The organism is Sphingobacterium sp. CZ-2 (genome assembly GCF_004526235.1).
Lineage (GTDB): Bacteria > Bacteroidota > Bacteroidia > Sphingobacteriales > Sphingobacteriaceae > Sphingobacterium > Sphingobacterium tenebrionis.
The window spans coordinates 3,700,510-3,716,504 of sequence record NZ_CP038159.1 but is presented as its reverse complement, the minus strand read 5'-3'; the positions used below and the strand labels follow the sequence as shown (position 1 = coordinate 3,716,504).

The 15,995-nt window shown below is 44.1% G+C and carries 8 protein-coding genes; 4 read left to right on the top strand and 4 right to left on the bottom strand.

Features of this window, described 5'->3' with window-relative positions:
• Window positions 1-84 precede the first annotated feature (84 nt).
• The 4 genes from E3D81_RS16185 to E3D81_RS16170 are packed head-to-tail and all read left to right on the top strand — an operon-like array spanning window position 85 to window position 8,891.
• The gene (locus E3D81_RS16185; protein WP_134778230.1) at window positions 85-4,053 is read left to right on the top strand and encodes a response regulator; all 3,969 of its coding nucleotides are present in this window, start codon (window positions 85-87) and stop codon (window positions 4,051-4,053) included.
• Between the two features lie 5 nt (window positions 4,054-4,058).
• Window positions 4,059-4,415, top strand: a complete 357-nt coding sequence (locus E3D81_RS16180; protein WP_134778229.1) for a response regulator transcription factor — start codon at window positions 4,059-4,061, stop codon at window positions 4,413-4,415.
• A 7-nt stretch (window positions 4,416-4,422) separates the two neighbouring features.
• Window positions 4,423-5,490, top strand: a complete 1,068-nt coding sequence (locus tag E3D81_RS16175) for a HEAT repeat domain-containing protein (RefSeq protein WP_134778228.1) — start codon at window positions 4,423-4,425, stop codon at window positions 5,488-5,490.
• Complete coding sequence (locus E3D81_RS16170; RefSeq protein WP_134778227.1) at window positions 5,487-8,891, top strand: sulfatase-like hydrolase/transferase; 3,405 nt, start codon at window positions 5,487-5,489, stop codon at window positions 8,889-8,891. The genes E3D81_RS16175 and E3D81_RS16170 overlap by 4 nt, the downstream gene beginning before the upstream one ends.
• 7 nt (window positions 8,892-8,898) lie before the next feature.
• On the opposite strand, the gene E3D81_RS16165 is transcribed toward E3D81_RS16170, so the two are convergent.
• The 4 genes from E3D81_RS16165 to E3D81_RS16150 form a co-directional block, all read right to left on the bottom strand.
• Window positions 8,899-10,173, bottom strand: coding sequence for a YaiO family outer membrane beta-barrel protein (locus E3D81_RS16165; RefSeq protein WP_134778226.1), 1,275 nt, complete (start codon window positions 10,171-10,173; stop codon window positions 8,899-8,901).
• A 266-nt stretch (window positions 10,174-10,439) separates the two neighbouring features.
• Window positions 10,440-12,125 (bottom strand): hypothetical protein, encoded by a 1,686-nt coding sequence (locus E3D81_RS16160; protein WP_134778225.1) that lies wholly within the window; start codon window positions 12,123-12,125, stop codon window positions 10,440-10,442.
• 253 nt (window positions 12,126-12,378) lie between these two features.
• A complete protein-coding gene (locus E3D81_RS16155; RefSeq protein ID WP_134778224.1) occupies window positions 12,379-14,493 on the bottom strand; it encodes a carboxy terminal-processing peptidase in 2,115 nt (704 codons plus the stop codon).
• 251 nt (window positions 14,494-14,744) lie between these two features.
• Window positions 14,745-15,866: a tetratricopeptide repeat protein gene (locus E3D81_RS16150; protein WP_134778223.1), complete on the bottom strand. Its 1,122-nt coding sequence runs from the start codon at window positions 15,864-15,866 to the stop codon at window positions 14,745-14,747.
• Window positions 15,867-15,995: the final 129 nt, after the last annotated feature.

Here is a 15,995-nt window from a genome sequence, read left to right as displayed (position 1 = left end):
GGTTAATTGTTCCTAAATGGGAGCATATCTCAGGGATTTATGCTTATCTTCACGATTGCATAATTAGATTCCTGAGATATATTTATGAATATCCTACCAATACCTGATAACGAAAAGACACGGTTAGAGGCTCTGAACTCCTTCGGACTGATAGGGTTGGGGAGGATGCCAGAGTTGGATGTTTTTGCTGAGCTGGCCTGTCTTTTGACCGATAGCCCCACCTGCATCATTGGCATCATGGAGGAGGACATACAAAGAATCCAGAGCTGTATCGGAATGGATCTGGAAACAGTTGAAAGAAAAAATACCGTTTGCCAGTATACCCTGATGGGTGAAGGCCCCCTGATGATCACAGATACCTTTTCCGATCCGCGTACATCCGATAATCCGTTGATCAAGGCTGGCAACATTCGTTTTTATGCCGGTGTACCATTGAATGATGATCGTGGAATGGCCTTGGGGACGATCTGTGTGGTCGATTTTAAGGAGAAAACATTGTCGGAGAAGCAGTTGCGGGAATTAACCAAACTCGGTGAGGCTGTAGTAGGAGTCCTACTTGCAAAAAGAAGGAGCCTTCAGGCCGGATATTTTAAGGAGATATTGTCAAATACGCAGAATATGATCTGTGTGATGGATGAAGGTTTCAGATTGAAGCAAACGAATCCTTCTTTTGCTGATCTATTCGGGATGTCGGTAGGCCAGCTCATCGGTATGGATTTTCTGGAGCTGATGCAGGTCAAAGGTGATAGAGAGTTGTTGCTCAGGAAAGACAATAGCGAATTACAGACACATACAATGCTTCCTGGATTCCAGGAAGTTAGCGTTGATTGGAGTATTAAGCACGATCCTACGAACAGGGAAATCTTTGCATTCGGTCGCAATATGACCAAAGAAAATGCAGAGAAGCTGAAACTGGAGCTTTCCGAAAGAAGGTTCAGGAATTTCTTCGAGAACGGCATCGGGCTGATGAGCATGCACGATATGGAAGGGAATATCCTGGAAGTAAATGAAAAGGGCAGGGAAGTTCTGGGCTATAGGGCGGAGGAAGTCGAAGGGCTGAATCTCATCGACCTTATTCCCCAGGAGAACAAACATCTCTTAAGGGCCTATCTCGACCAGATCCAGGCCTACGGTGAGGCAAGAGGTATGATGGTGCTGATGAAACGATCCGGAGAATGGATCTACTGGCTCTATAATAATATGCTGGAACAGGATGGCAACGGGAGGTCCTATGTGGTAAGTACCGCCCTGGATATGACCGAGAGGATCATCCTGGAAAAGAATCTCCTACGAACCCAACAGATCCTTGAACAGACCAATCTTGTAGCGCAGGTTGGTGGTTGGGAATCAGATCTTGTTAAGAACGAGATCTTTTGGTCGGATTCAACGAAACTCATACATGGAGTGGCTTCTGATTTTCAGCCCACAATGGAAAATGTTTTTGGGTTTTATGCAGAGGAGGAAAAGAACCACCTCCGGTCAAACTTCCATGAAGCGATCAAGAGCGGTAGACCCTACGATCTTGAACTGAAGCTAAAAAAGGACTCGGGCGAGGAGATCTGGGTCCGTATAAAAGGGATACCTGAAATGGTCAATGGCCGGTGTGAACGTGTATTCGGCATTATCCAGGATATTGACCAAGGTAAGCAAATGTTCCTGGAATTGGAACGTAAGGAGGCCATGCTACAATCTTTCGTGGAACATGTTCCGGCCTCAGTTGCAATGTTCGATTATGACCTTAACTATTTGGCAATCAGTCAACAATGGAGGGAGGAGTTCCACATAGGCAGGTCTATTCAATTGAACCATAACCTTTATGAACTTTTTCCAAATATCCCGGATAAGCGAAAAAGAATATACGAGAACGCCCTACAGGGTATTGCCTACCGAAATACCGATGAGTTATTGTTGATCGAAGGGCGAGAGGAGGCTCAGCATTACAATTGGGAGGTCCGTCCATGGCGGTTGGGTGATGGTAGCATAGGAGGGATCATCATCTTTTCTCAAAACATCAGTGAACAGGTGGCCCAGAATGAAGAGCTCAAGAAGGCGAAGGAACTTGCTGATCTGGCCAGTAAAGCCAAGTCAGAATTCCTTGCCAATATGAGCCATGAGATCCGAACCCCTTTAAACGGAGTCATCGGATTTTCGGATCTGCTATTAAAAACCCCTTTGAACGATCTCCAGAAACAATATCTAAAATATGTGCATGAATCGGGCACAAGTCTACTTTCCATCATCAATGATATCTTGGACTTTTCAAAGATTGAATCCGGAAAACTGGAGTTCTATGTCGATCGCTATGATATTTACGAAATGGTGAACCAGGTCATTCATGTCATCCTGTACCAGGCCCAGAATAAAGGTATTGAATTACTATTGAACATAGAGCAGGGTCTGCCAGGGGTCATCTTCATAGATGAATCTAGGATAAAACAGGTGTTGGTCAATCTATTGGGAAATGCCGTCAAATTTACAGAGAACGGAGAGATCGAACTGGGGGTATCAAAAGTTTGGATCAATGAGGAGATTGTTCGCTTGAAGTTCTCGGTCAGGGATACTGGGATAGGTATCCCAAAGGAAAAGCAACAACGGATTTTTGATGCCTTCACCCAAGAGGATAGCTCGGTTAGCAAACGTTTTGGAGGTACAGGCCTAGGCCTGACCATCTCCAACAACATACTGAAGTATATGGGGAGTGAACTGATGCTGGAGAGTACCCCTGGGATAGGTTCCACGTTCTGTTTTGAGATTGATGTTCCCTTTGAAAATCCAACCTCCCTAGAGAAGGCCTTGGCCGTGGAGAATGTACTTATCGTAGATGATAATGCCAATAACCGCATTATTCTGGAGCATATGCTCTCGTTTAAGGATGTACATACCCAATCCGTAGAAAATGGTTTCGGGGCACTGCAGTTGTTGATGGAAGGTCAGCAGTTTGATGCCATATTGATGGACTATCGGATGCCCATCCTGAATGGCCTGGAAACCATCCAAAAGATCAAGGATATATATGAGTCAAGACAGCAGGCAACACCAATTCTAATCCTGCACAGCTCCTCAGAGGATCAGGAACATTTTGGTGACTTTCGACATCAGCCCAACTGCTACTGTCTGGCCAAACCTATCATTTCCGAGGAACTCTATCGAATCTTACGGAACAGGCCCAAAACAACCGATGAAGTACAATCAGAGCCAGTGGATTCCAATCCCGGTCGCATTGAAACAGATCAGAAAAACTCAGGCCAGCAAGAGCAAAAGCATATCTATAAGGTATTATTGGCCGATGATAATACCGTCAATATGGAACTGAACATACGATTGATCGAGCAGGTACTTCCAAACAGTCTTACCGTAGGCGTAGAGAATGGTTTATTGGCCGTCCAAGAGTGCCACAAGGAGGATTTCGATCTGATCCTGATGGATATACAGATGCCATTGATGGATGGAACGGAGGCCACCAAAAGTATCCGAACCCTAAAGGGCTATGGACACACTCCGATCATAGGAATATCTGCAGGAACCATTAAGGGGGAAAGAGAGAGGTGCCTGGAGGCAGGAATGACCGATTTTTTGGCCAAGCCAATCCGGTTTGATGAATTCAGGGAACGGGTGCTTAAGCAGCTTGGGCTCCATAAGCGTAAATATAATCTTCCAGGGGCACTCGTACTACATATTGATAATCGGATAATCCGGGAGGCCACAGATTCAGATCCAGATTTCAGGAAGGTGTTCCTGGGCCTGGTCAAAAAGGAACTAAGATCCCAAAGAGAACAGTTGAAAATTGCAGAAAAACATGGCGATGTGGAGGTTATCGGTCGTCTTCTCCATAAAATGAAAGGCACCTCAGGCACCTCTGGACTTATTGAACTCAACAATCTGATTGTGGCATTGGAATCCTTGATACTGAGGGACCATGATTCGGCAACGGATATGTTAAATACCTCGTTCCGGGATAAAAAACCGGAAGATCCAAACCTGAATGAGGGCTTGGAAAATATTTATGCAGAAATTGAATTGATTTTTAAACTTTTAAAGCAGATAGAGGAGTAGATAAAATGGTTGTGTTATTGGCCGAGGACGATGAACTGATCCTCAGAACACTGGAACATAAATTGACCAAGGAGGGGTTTGATGTTGTGCTGACAAGAAATGGCCTTGATGCCATTTCCATAATCAGACAGGGAGGTATTGATCTGATTATTTCAGATATCATGATGCCCTTTGCTTCGGGCATAGAAATTTTGGCGGAGGTCAAGATGATGGACGAACCCATTCCTATCATCATGCTCTCGAGCATGGGACAGGAGGAGATCGTTCTGGAGGCATTTGATCTTGGTGCCTCTGATTACATCATCAAGCCTTTCAGTCCCAATGAACTGATTATCAGAATTAACAGATTAAGGAAGAAATGACCATTTGATGGAGCCGGTACTGAACATTCATGAACTAATGATCGCTATCCAGGTCGTATTGATCCTGGTATTCCTTTTTACATTGGGTCTGCTTTTTTATAGTTTCAGGGAATATAAAGCGCTGGCGGACAAGACCCGATGGAAGAAGCTCCTGGATGATTACCTTATAAAATCGATAGTCACCCTAATGGAACAGTCCCAGCAGGTTGATCCGTCTCTGGAAAACTTGTGCAAGAGACAGACCTTCAGACGTTTTTTTATTGGTCAATTGATCGAATCTGAACGTAGGTTTACCGGTACTGCTGCAAAGACCATAATGAACATCTTTTACATTTACGGGTTGGATAAGGAAGCTTACCAGATGCTTTCCAACAGTAGGCCCTACCTAATCGCCCGGGGCATACAAGCCTTAACAGTCATGCAGGTCAGGGAAGCACTACAGGAAATTCGAAAAACATTGGACCACCCTAGCGAAATTGTATCCCAAGAGGCACAATTGGCCATAGTTTATTTTGAAGGTTTCAACGGCCTATCATTTTTGTATGGTGTGGAAACCATCATATCGGAGTGGCAACAGCTGAGGATTCTGAATTCCATAAAGGTCCTTCCAGAAGATGCTGTCACAACTCTTTTAGAGTGGTTGCATTCCACGAATGTTTCCGTCATCAGATTGGCCCTAAAGATAATCAGGAAATTCCAGTTATTTGAAATGGAAGGCGTGCTGTTGGAGAGATTGGAAAATTCGGACCATAGGGTCCAAGAGGAATTGGTCAGAACCCTGTTCAGTATTGAGCAGGTAAATACCAGCACGGCATTGTTGGCCTATTTCCCAAAAGCGACCATTCAAGAACAGTTCTCCATAATCAGAGGGTTAGGACAGATCCGTGCATTGGATAAATTGGATTTTCTGAAGGAACAATTGTTGGCCTATCCAAACCCTGAAGGGAAGGTTTTGATTGCGGAAGCAATGGCAAGTATGGGCCAAATCCCCTTCCTGATGGAATTGCGTGAACAGTTGCTACCTCAGGATCAGACCCGATTGGTATTAAATCATGCCCTAAAGAGTAAAATATGAGCGAAGTAGCGAAGGTAATTTATGAAATAACCATTTGGTTATTCCTGCTCTATGCGGCCGGAATCTTTTCTATATATACATGGATAGCTATATTTTCCTATGGTGCTCTGGTGCGGTATAAACAGGGGAATGTCTTTACTGATTATTCAATCATTGCAACTGACCCGAATGCTCCAAGTTTTAGCCTGATCGCACCAGCATATAATGAGGGGAAGACCATCGTGGAGAATGTACGGTCATTACTGTCCATATATTACCACAGATTGGAGATCATTATCGTTAATGATGGCTCTAAGGATGATTCCATCGAGCGTTTGATCAAGGCTTATCACTTAGAACCCATCCATTATATCATACCGGGGAATCTGTCCACACAAGAGGTCATCCAGGTCTATAAGAGCACAAATCCGGCATTTAGGAAGTTGATAGTTGTCGATAAGAAAAACGGGGGCAAGGCCGACGCGCTGAATGTGGGGATCAATATCTCCAAGTCAGATTATATTGTATGCATCGATGTAGATTGCATCATCGAACAGGATGCTGTGCTCAAACTGGCCAAGCCCTTTATGGAACAGACCGATGAACGTTTGATCGCTTGCGGTGGTGTTATTCGTTTGGCCAACAACTGCAGGATCGAACATGGAAAGGTACTGGAGGTCAGTTTGCCCAAAACCTGGCTGGGTCGATCGCAGGCATTGGAGTATATCCGAGCATTTGTACTGGGAAGGATGGCCTGGTCCCGGGCCAGTGGGTTGATCCTGATCTCTGGGGCCTTTGGTGCATTCGATAAGGAGATCCTGCTGGCATGCGGGGGCTATGACCATGCGACCGTAGGAGAGGATATGGAATTGGTGGTGCGTATGCGCCGCTATATGATAGAGCATAATTTACCACATCAGGTGATCAATATCCCCGATCCATTGTGCTGGACAGAGGTTCCTGAAGATAAGGACGTCTTAAAGAAACAAAGGAACCGCTGGATGCGCGGTACGATGGAAACCCTTTGGAAACATAGGAAGCTGATCTTTAACCCGAAATATGGAAAGCTCGGCATGGTCAGTCTTCCGTATTGGTTCTTCTTTGAATTCCTGGGACCGTTTGTGGAGTTTTCAGGATATGCCATCTTTTGGTTCTTTGTTTTTACCGGGACGATCAACTGGTCTTTTTTTATCGCGTTGTATGCGCTTGTCGTCTTTTGGAGTGTACTGTATTCCACATATGCCATTGCTGTTGATCTGGTCAGCCGCCAGGTCTATTCCAAACAGAAGGATATGAGAAAATTGCTCCTAACGGCTGTATTTGAACCTTTTTATTTCCATCCGTTGGTCACCTGGGCTGGAATTCGCGGCATGGTAGATTATTTCCGCAAGAAAAGCGGTTGGGGCGAAATGACCCGACAGGGCTTTTCACAGGAACACCAGGAAAGTTTAAGGGCCAGGCTGGTTAGGGCGGGGCAGCATATCCTGCAACATTTTTCTACGGTCGGAAGTCTTTTCATCGGCATTGGGCTTGTTTTTTCCGTGATCGAATGGTTGCACTATGGATCATTTATCCATCAGTTCAAAGGGTTAACTGAGTTTTTAATCCTGATCGGGAACAACCTGCTTTACAGTTTTACGCTACTAGTTGTTCTTGGGATGCTGTTCGGTCTTATCCACCTGCTTAACAGTACACTTTCCAAATGGTTATTTAATCTCCTTCTGGCGATTCTACTAATTTCCCAATTGCTGCTGGCATACTACTTTTCATCCTCGAGAAACCTGTTGGGGACCGATCTCTTCTTTTATTCCGCTGAGGAAATAAAAAACATCCTGGAATCCAGCCAGGTATTGACCTGGAAGAATATCCTTGCCCTGTTTGCCGGTCTTTTGGCTATCTATAGCCTTTTCCATTTTATAGCTAAAAAATGGAAGGGCTCTGCATATTTGGGATTAGGCTTAATGGGATTAGGTATTACCAGTATCCTTCTGCTGAGCCTATCCATGGAATTCAATAGTGATAGGGACGAATTTGTTCAGACCGCAGAACGGAGTAAATTGGGATTCTTTGTGGAATCTAATGCCGAACACCTGATCCAGGAAATCAAGGCTGAATATTTTGACAGTAATCCTGGAGCTGTCTATGCGGGTATTTCTGCGGATTACCCATTCCTGGAGCTGGAACAAACGAAGGATGTGCTAGGCCCATTGATGGTAAAGACCGAAAAGGTGCCCAATCTGGTGCTGATCGTTGTTGAGGGATTGGGGAATGCCTATTCGGACCCGAAGGGCTATATAGGTGATTTTACCCCTTTTTTGAGCAGTCTGAAGGATAGCTCAATGGTCTGGGAAAATGCCTTAAGCTCTTCCGGTAGGACATTCTCAGCACTTCCAACCCTTTTGGGATCTCTTCCCTTTGCCAGTGCCGGATTCCTGGAACAGGCAAATTATCCCGATCATTTCAATCTCCTGAACGTCCTGAAACATAACCATTTCCAAACCGCTTTCATTTACGGTGGTGATGGTAATTTCGATTTCATGGCCAAATACCTGGAATTCAACAGGACCGATAAGATCATCGAGCAGCGGAGTTTCCCCAAGGGTTATCGCAAGCTGCCAAGTTCAGCTGGTGAAAGTTGGGGATATGAAGATCAGGCCGTGCTGGACCAATTGTACAGGCAAGGGGATGGAACGGCCTCTCCGTATTTTCATATCGCCCTTACCTTGTCCACCCATAATCCTTTCTTGATCAATGATGAGAAGAAATATGCGGATCTATATGAGAAGCGTCTTCAAGATCCTAGATTGACCAAGGAACAGCGTACATTTGCCTTGGCCAATAGGAAACAACTGATCTCTGTGATTAATGTAGATGATGCCCTTAGGGAGTTTTTTGCGAAGTATGCAACGAGGGCCGAATTCAAGCATACGATTTTTGTTATTACTGGTGATCATGCAATGCCGGAAATTCCGCTGCAATCCAAGATCGATCGCTATCATGTACCTCTTATCCTGTATTCGAAAATGCTTAAGGAAAAGAAGAGGTTCACCAATATAGTCAGCCATTTCGATTTTGCCCCTAGCTTGTTAGCCTATTATCGTCAGAATTATGGTTTGAAAGTTCCACAAAAGGTTACCTGGATAGGAAAAGGCCTGGATATCGGAGGTAGTAGACCTGGACTCGGTATTCCGATCATGCAGAGCAAATCCCAATTGATCGATTTTGTCTATGATGGATATCATATCAATGACCAAAAACTCTTTCAGTTGGATAGGTCCCTGAATGAGGATCCGGTTAGTGAAGATGTTAAAGGATCAATCATAAGTGTTAGGTTCGAGCAGTTTCGGGATATGAACAAGGATTTTATCCGTTCCGGCAAACTGATGCCCGATTCGGTATACCAGGAGTTCTTTAAGAAGTAAACTGGTCCTAGAACCTTCTTCTATATCCCAGGCTGATATCAAACTGGTCATCCTTGGTCTGCGGTCTGTATTCTACGTTATAATAGGTCCCGGTAATGGAGAACAGATTCTTCGATCTAACCGTGAAATTGTAATCCATACCCGCTTTAAAGGATTTCAGTTTATAAGGATTGTCGGTAAAGAGGTTTTCGCGGTTCTCTTCGGGGCTGATACCGGTTCCCACGATAAGTCCCAAATAATCATCTGCGCCCCTGGTATAATATCGAACAGTTCCAGCATATGATTGGGAGATATTATCTTCATCAGGAGTGAGGTATGTCCTGATGTTGAACCAAAAGTTCTTATAATATTTTCCGATGGATGCTGTGTACATCCAAATATCCTGGGTGAATTTCAATTGCCGGTAGCCAATCTCTGCTTCAAAGCTCTTTGGCAGGTTGGCGTAAAGGGATGCTCCAGATCTGAATTTGGGAAATATCCCCACATCATCGGAATATCCCGCACCTAGGTACATGTAGAATAGGTTGGAAAGTCGCGGATAGGCCTCCAGTTCAAATTGAACTCCATTGTCTGCAAATTTATTTGCGTAGTTTGTCCGCAATATGAATGAACCTATGGGTGTGGCACGCTTATAACTTGCACCTAAAACATGCCAATTGTCCTCAAACTGGGTGTTAAAGTACATGAAATTATAATTGATTCCGATTTCATGTCCTGTTTCCTGGTTCTTTAAACGAGCCAGCATATCCCTGGCCTCCCCATTTTTGGGGTTTACCTCCAAAAGGGATTGGAGAGAGTTCAGGGCATCATCATATTGTTTCGCGCTCTGAAGGATCTTCGCCTTTAATAAAAGGAGGTCTTCTGTTTTTGGCGAGATGGACAGGCCTCTATTAACGATCTGCAAGGCTTTGGGGTGCTGGCCTTCCCAATACTCTAGGGAACCATAGGCTAGGTAGAAATCAGGATCCTGGGGGGGGGTAAGCGCGATCATTTGAAAAACCATACGGGCGGAATCAGGCTGATCGGACCAGGTGTATAATCTTCCCAGGAAAACCTGGATGTCCGTATAGTCAGGGCTTCTTGTCAATGCCTGTTTCGCGATATTAATTGCCCCGGGATAATTTTTGTTCTCAAATGCTTCAATCCTTGCTTTTTGGAAAAGCTGATCAGAGTTAAGCTCCTGTGAATGGGCTGAGCTGATTCCGAGGCACAATATGACCCAAAGGAGCGCAGGACATAAAAAGTTATTGTAGAGGAATGATTGTTTTCCGTTTAAGCGCATGATGATATAGTTTATGCAAATGTAATAAATCTACCTGTCATTGAGAGAAACTTCGCTGCCCCAACCAGGCTATCTGTTAATTTCGGGATACAAGACAACCAGGCCTTTAGGATCATGCTGTCAAGACAGGCGATTTGCAAATATGCGCACTTCCCAGCTTCCCTGCGGGACCACTGCAATGAGGGATGATCTTGGCAATGAGGACCAGGGTCAATGGTCTCCCTGTTCTTGGATCTTTGAACCCCTTACGGCATTTCATGCTGGACCTACAGAGGTAAAATATCCGGGTTCGTCCCGGTACATTCAATTATCCCCTGCAATAAGGTTTTCCATACGACCTTAAAATAGGGGTGCTCTGGAGTTCGGGTATAATAAATTTGGGCTACGGTATAGTTCTCATTGGCATCCGGATTACTGTCATTGATCAAGAAGGTATTGGCCAATAGGGACAGAAACCCTTTCTTTCCTTTCTTACCACTATCCGGATCCTTCAAGATGTTCAATTTAAGATGGTCATAGTCAAAATGAAAGGTTCCCGCACTATTGATATCATCACCATGGATATCAAATTTGATCCTTCGGATTCTGCCCGAATTGATCTCGATGTTCAACAGTGGTGCCAAAATCTTATTATAGGCAGGTGCCTGCATTTCTCCCAGAGATCCTTTATAACTGTATCTCCCATTCCTGCTCAACATATCAAAGTTAAAATAGGCTTTCAACAGTCCTTTTCCCATCGCGTAACCCTGAAGATCGGCCTCCATATGGCCATTCTTCAGCAAGCTCAGGGTATCGTTGTTAACATTCCTTATAGATCCTTGGATCTGATTGAAATGGACGTTTCCATCCCTATCGTATTTCTTGCTCTTTTCCGTATAACTCAATCGTATCCCTTTCAGATCCACCCGATCTATGATGATCCGTTGGTCAAAGGACATGATCTGTTGGGCAGGATTTTCGCCGATCTTGGAAACATCCTCTTCCTGATAGCGTTTATCCTTTGAAAGGTCGATATTTCCATTCTCCAGTTGCAGGTTTTTAGCCCTGATCTTTTTATCATCCATGAACCTTCGCAGTTGCAGTCCGGACATCGTGATATCCCCCAATTTCAGCTCGATCATTGCTTTGTTCTCTTTATCATTCTTCGCAAAGGTTGTTCTGGAGACCATAGGTCTGATCAGGAGATCCTTCATGGTCAATAAACTGTCCTTGGCATTCAGCTGCAGATCTTTTAAGGAAAGTTTATATGGACTGTTGGGTATTTCAAAATCAAATTCGGGCAAGGCTATCTGGATATTCTTTGCAAATAATACCCTTGTAGGGTCTTGTTCTGATTTCTCATCGATCAGGATATCCTGAAGGTGTAGATCAATTTTTTTTACAGCTAGGTCCTTTCCGTCATGTTTGATTGTCAGATTCGCTTTTTTGAGGCCGATCTTTCCGATCTGCAGTGATTTGAGTTGTTTTTTGATCAACCCATAGGCAGTTCCGGTTTTCTCTTTTTTCTGATTGTTTGTTTTATGTTGATGAAGGACAAGATTTAGCGAGTCCATGCTGATGGATGAGATATCTAATTTTTTGGAGAATAATAGGTCCATGATACCTATCCCTGAAAGTCTGAGGTTCTGAGAGTTTACCTCGATGATGTTTTCGGGAAGTGAATCTTGGGCTTGAAGTTTTTTTAGGATGTTGGGGTCGGTGGATAGTTTGAGGTCCAGGATCTGGATGGTCCCAGTTGCCAAGGTCACATCCAGATCTTTCATGTCCAATTTATATAGGCCATCCGATCCTTCATGTACCTTCTGGGTGAATTCTCTTTTCAGGTATGGCGCAAGATAGGAGGATAATATCCAAGTGGCTATTAACCCGGTTAGAAGGATAATGCCCAGGCTGTATAAGGTGATTCTTAGGGTGCGATTTCTTTTTGTGGTATTGTTTGTTCCGTTAGCCATTGGTTAAGGAACCCATAGAAGGAGGATTTTGTTTGATTCCTTATCATTATTGGGGATGGTCAGTTCCAAGTTGTTGTAGGGTAGGAGTTTATCCGGTATGGGGGATGTGATCTAGAGCAGAGACGAAGGATCTGTAGATAAAAAAACGGCTGAGGGTAAATCCTCCGCCGTTTTTCTATGGTGTAAGACTGCTTCGTTGCTAGCAGGGAGGCTTGAAGCCTCACGATGACGAGTAGTCCCGTCAATACACTTTTTATTTTTTGATATTAATAAAATCTACCATGACCTTTGCACTTTCATCCAATACGAAATCATATTCTACTTTTGGTTGCGGTTGACCTTCCTTCCACAATGGTTTTCCTTCGAAAGCCAATTGCTTATTGATCCTGTCGCGCAATTTCAAACGGTTCTTTTCGCGTTCAGATTTCAATTTCGCTTCATTAAGGCTAATCGAAGGCATTTCTTCCGCTTTATTGAACTCATCGATATCCTCTAACAAGAAGTTATACGCTGGGGATTTCTGGATTCGCGCCTTATGTAGGGATTCCAATTGGTTATTGATACCAGCCAGGTCCCTAATTTTTGAGAAGTTGGTAGGTTTGATCTGGTCCCAGGGTAATGCCGAAGGTTCTGAACTTTCACCGAATTTCTCTGCGGTATATTGCGTAGGGAATGTGACATCCGGTGTCACCCCTTTATGTTGAGTACTGCTGCCATTCACGCGGTAGAATTTACCCATCGTGATATTTATCTGTCCAAATTCAGGAGCACCATTCGGGGTATCGGGATCATTGTTTCCGGCTGCTTTGATCAAGATCTTGTTGGTGGCCGATATAAAGCGAGACATATCCACCGCGCTCTGGACCGTGCCTTTACCATAGGAGGTAGATCCCAGGATCACACCACGACCATAATCTTGGATCGCTCCGGCGAAAATTTCTGAGGCAGACGCCGAAAAACGGTTGATGATCACACCAAAAGGACCTTCCCAGGCTAGCCCGGCCTCTTCATCATTATCTACCTGAACACGGTTTCTGGTATCTCGTACCTGTACAACAGGACCTTTGTCGATAAACAGTCCGGTAAGTTCCACTGCCTCTACCAAAGAACCACCACCATTGTTCCTCAGGTCCATTACAATAGCGTCAACCCCATCGCGTTTCAGGCTATCAATGATAAGGCGAACATCACGTGTTGTACTTTTGTAATCGGGATCTCCGCGACGGACTGCCTCAAAATCTATATAGAATTTCGGAAGGTCGATGATCCCAATTTTATAGTCCTTACCATCGGTTCCTTTCACCGTTTGGATCTTTCGTTTTGCGGATTCCTCCGCCAGTACGATCTTTTCACGAGTGATTGTCACGATCTTAGGTGGAGTGGACAGTGCCGCACCTGCAGGTAATATCTTCAATCGGACGACCGTTCCTTTCTTACCTTTGATTTTAGCGACTGCCGCATCCAGACGCCATCCGATTATATCCTCAAACTCTGAGTTTCCTTGTGCTACTGCCACAATACGATCGTTGATCTGTAAGGATTTTTCCTTGAATGCCGGTCCACCAGCGATGATCATTTTGATGGTCACCATTTCGTTCTCCATCTGTAGTTGTGCACCGATACCTTCCAGGGTGTTCGACATGCTTTCATTGAAACCTTGTGCCAGAGAAGGGTTATAGTAGTTTGTATGTGGATCTACGGCGTCTGTAAAGGAGGTCATGATCACTTGGAAAGCATCGTTTGCATTCGTTTTCCTGATCTGAGATATCAAGTTGTTGTAACGGCTCCTTAAGGACTCCTTACTTTTTTCCAGGTCGAACTTTGCCGAGTCGGCTGAGGCCAATTTTAGGTTCAGGAGATCATACTTGACCCTTCTTCGCCATTGGTCCTTCACTTCTGCCTCGGTTTTGAACCATGGTAGTTTCTCTCGGAAACTGGTGTAGTTCTCGTCCACTGTAAAATCGTGCACGGCATCGATCTGTGCCAGGGCATAATTCATGGCCTCTAGATAACGATCTACATATTTACTGAAAATGTAAAAGGTACTGGTAAGGTCACCCTTGCGGAAATCCTGGGAGATGCTGTTTTTGTATTGTTCAAAACCATCAATATCCGACTGTAATAGATAGTTCCTACCCGGGTCGATCGTTTCGATCAGATTTTTATAGACAATATTCGAAAGGGAATCGTTCATGGGAACTTTCTTGTAGCTGACGTTCTCCAAAAGATTAGCGACTTCCTTAGCGATGATTTCGTGTTGCGTTGATGGCCTCAGCTCCATGCCCTCTTGTTCCAAATTAACTCGTGGTTTCGCCCCACAGGCTACCACTGAAATCAACGCAAGACAAAAAATGAGATTTTTAAACATATATGTTCCTGACTTTAGATTTTATAAATTCTTTGTGTTACCAAGATATGTTAAAATTAATCAAAATTCCAACAACCCTGCGTTGTCAGAACGTAAAATAATCATGCCAATTGTCAAAACATTATGGTTTTAATTCTTTTTAACTAAAAAAGAGCGTTCATTCACCCCCATTCATGCATAGGAGGAATGGATTTTTATGGGGAAGAGTGGTTCGATTCATACCCAGCACAGGGCCAGCTGGCAGGATTTCTCTAGAGGTCCACATCACTTTTGGGGAAGATCTCCCGGCGTAACCTCCAATAATCCTCTAGTGCCGTTTCAGCTTCCTTAAAATACCCCAATTTCAGATAGATGTCCCCGAGCTTGTCCGAGATTGCCAATTGAAGGATTTTATTCTTCTCCAGGCTTGCCATGGATCTTGCATTTTCCATTTCAAGCTTGGCTACTTTGTAGTTCTGCTGGATATATTTTGAATATCCTAGCATATATTCCATTTCCGCCAGATCATTCCCATAATCCCTAGTCAAGGCAAGGTCGCGTGCCTGGATCAGGAACCACTGTGCTTCGGTGTGTTTGTTCTGGACTTGGTAGATCCTTGCCAATGTCGTCCAGGCATTCACTTTTCCCTTTGCATCCTTGATCTTATTGTACAAGGGAATGGCCCTTCGGATGATCGTGTTCTCTGCTGCCCTGTAATTCTTACCGTGTGCTTCGCTGATAGCTATTCCGACCAGGATATCTGCCTGGTCATTTAAGTTTCTATTGATGGTTGCGTTCCTTAGAAAGGTCTCCTGAATGGCTATGGCTTCCTTGTTGTTCCCATTAAGGAGAAATGTATTTGCGAGATTGAACTGCAAGACCGACCAATCTGTATCTAGAGTGGTACCATTCATGCCCGTTCCAAGTACAGCAATAGCCTTGCTCAATTCTCCTTTTCGGATCAATTCCAATGCATATTCATTCGCAATTCCCACGGAAAGCGCCTGATTATTGTTTTGATGTAATTTCAGGATCAAAGCCTCCCATTCCGCATCCGTAGCAGGTAAAGGTTTGATATTCTGAAGGATAAAACCTTTATTTGAGGTGCTTTTATATCCCTCGATCAGATTCTGAAAGTCCAACTGCTTGGATATCGAATCGTAAAAATTCGTCTTTTCTTTATATGAGTCAGCCAGTTCCTCCTTCTTGGTCCTCGGAGCCGGCAAAACATATACCTTAGGACCTATCCCATTAAAATCAGGGTCGTACTTTGTAACAAACCCTGATGGATCAAGTTTCTGTTCTCCCGGTGTCTGGGCCTCTGAAATGGTCACTGTTGCTAATGTGGCAAGGACCAATAGATATGTTTTGATTATTTTATGGATCAATATCATTTTTTACCAAATCTACAAAAAACTCTTCAAAGGTTATTTAATAGTATCCCAGAAAATTTCCCGGGAATCGGGTAGTGGTTCGATGACCCTACCTACTTATAATATTACGTGTCACGGCATTTTCTCTAG

Excerpts from the sequence above, each read along its gene's own strand:
- E3D81_RS16150 (WP_134778223.1), bottom strand. The coding sequence starts at position 15,866 with ATGATATTGATCCATAAAATAATCAAAACATATCTATTGGTCCTTGCC.
- E3D81_RS16160 (WP_134778225.1), bottom strand. The coding sequence starts at position 12,125 with ATGGCTAACGGAACAAACAATACCACAAAAAGAAATCGCACCCTAAGA.
- E3D81_RS16175 (WP_134778228.1), top strand. The coding sequence starts at position 4,423 with ATGGAGCCGGTACTGAACATTCATGAACTAATGATCGCTATCCAGGTC.
- E3D81_RS16155 (WP_134778224.1), bottom strand. The coding sequence starts at position 14,493 with ATGTTTAAAAATCTCATTTTTTGTCTTGCGTTGATTTCAGTGGTAGCC.
- E3D81_RS16185 (WP_134778230.1), top strand. The coding sequence starts at position 85 with ATGAATATCCTACCAATACCTGATAACGAAAAGACACGGTTAGAGGCT.
- E3D81_RS16165 (WP_134778226.1), bottom strand. The coding sequence starts at position 10,173 with ATGCGCTTAAACGGAAAACAATCATTCCTCTACAATAACTTTTTATGT.
- E3D81_RS16170 (WP_134778227.1), top strand. The coding sequence starts at position 5,487 with ATGAGCGAAGTAGCGAAGGTAATTTATGAAATAACCATTTGGTTATTC.
- E3D81_RS16180 (WP_134778229.1), top strand. The coding sequence starts at position 4,059 with ATGGTTGTGTTATTGGCCGAGGACGATGAACTGATCCTCAGAACACTG.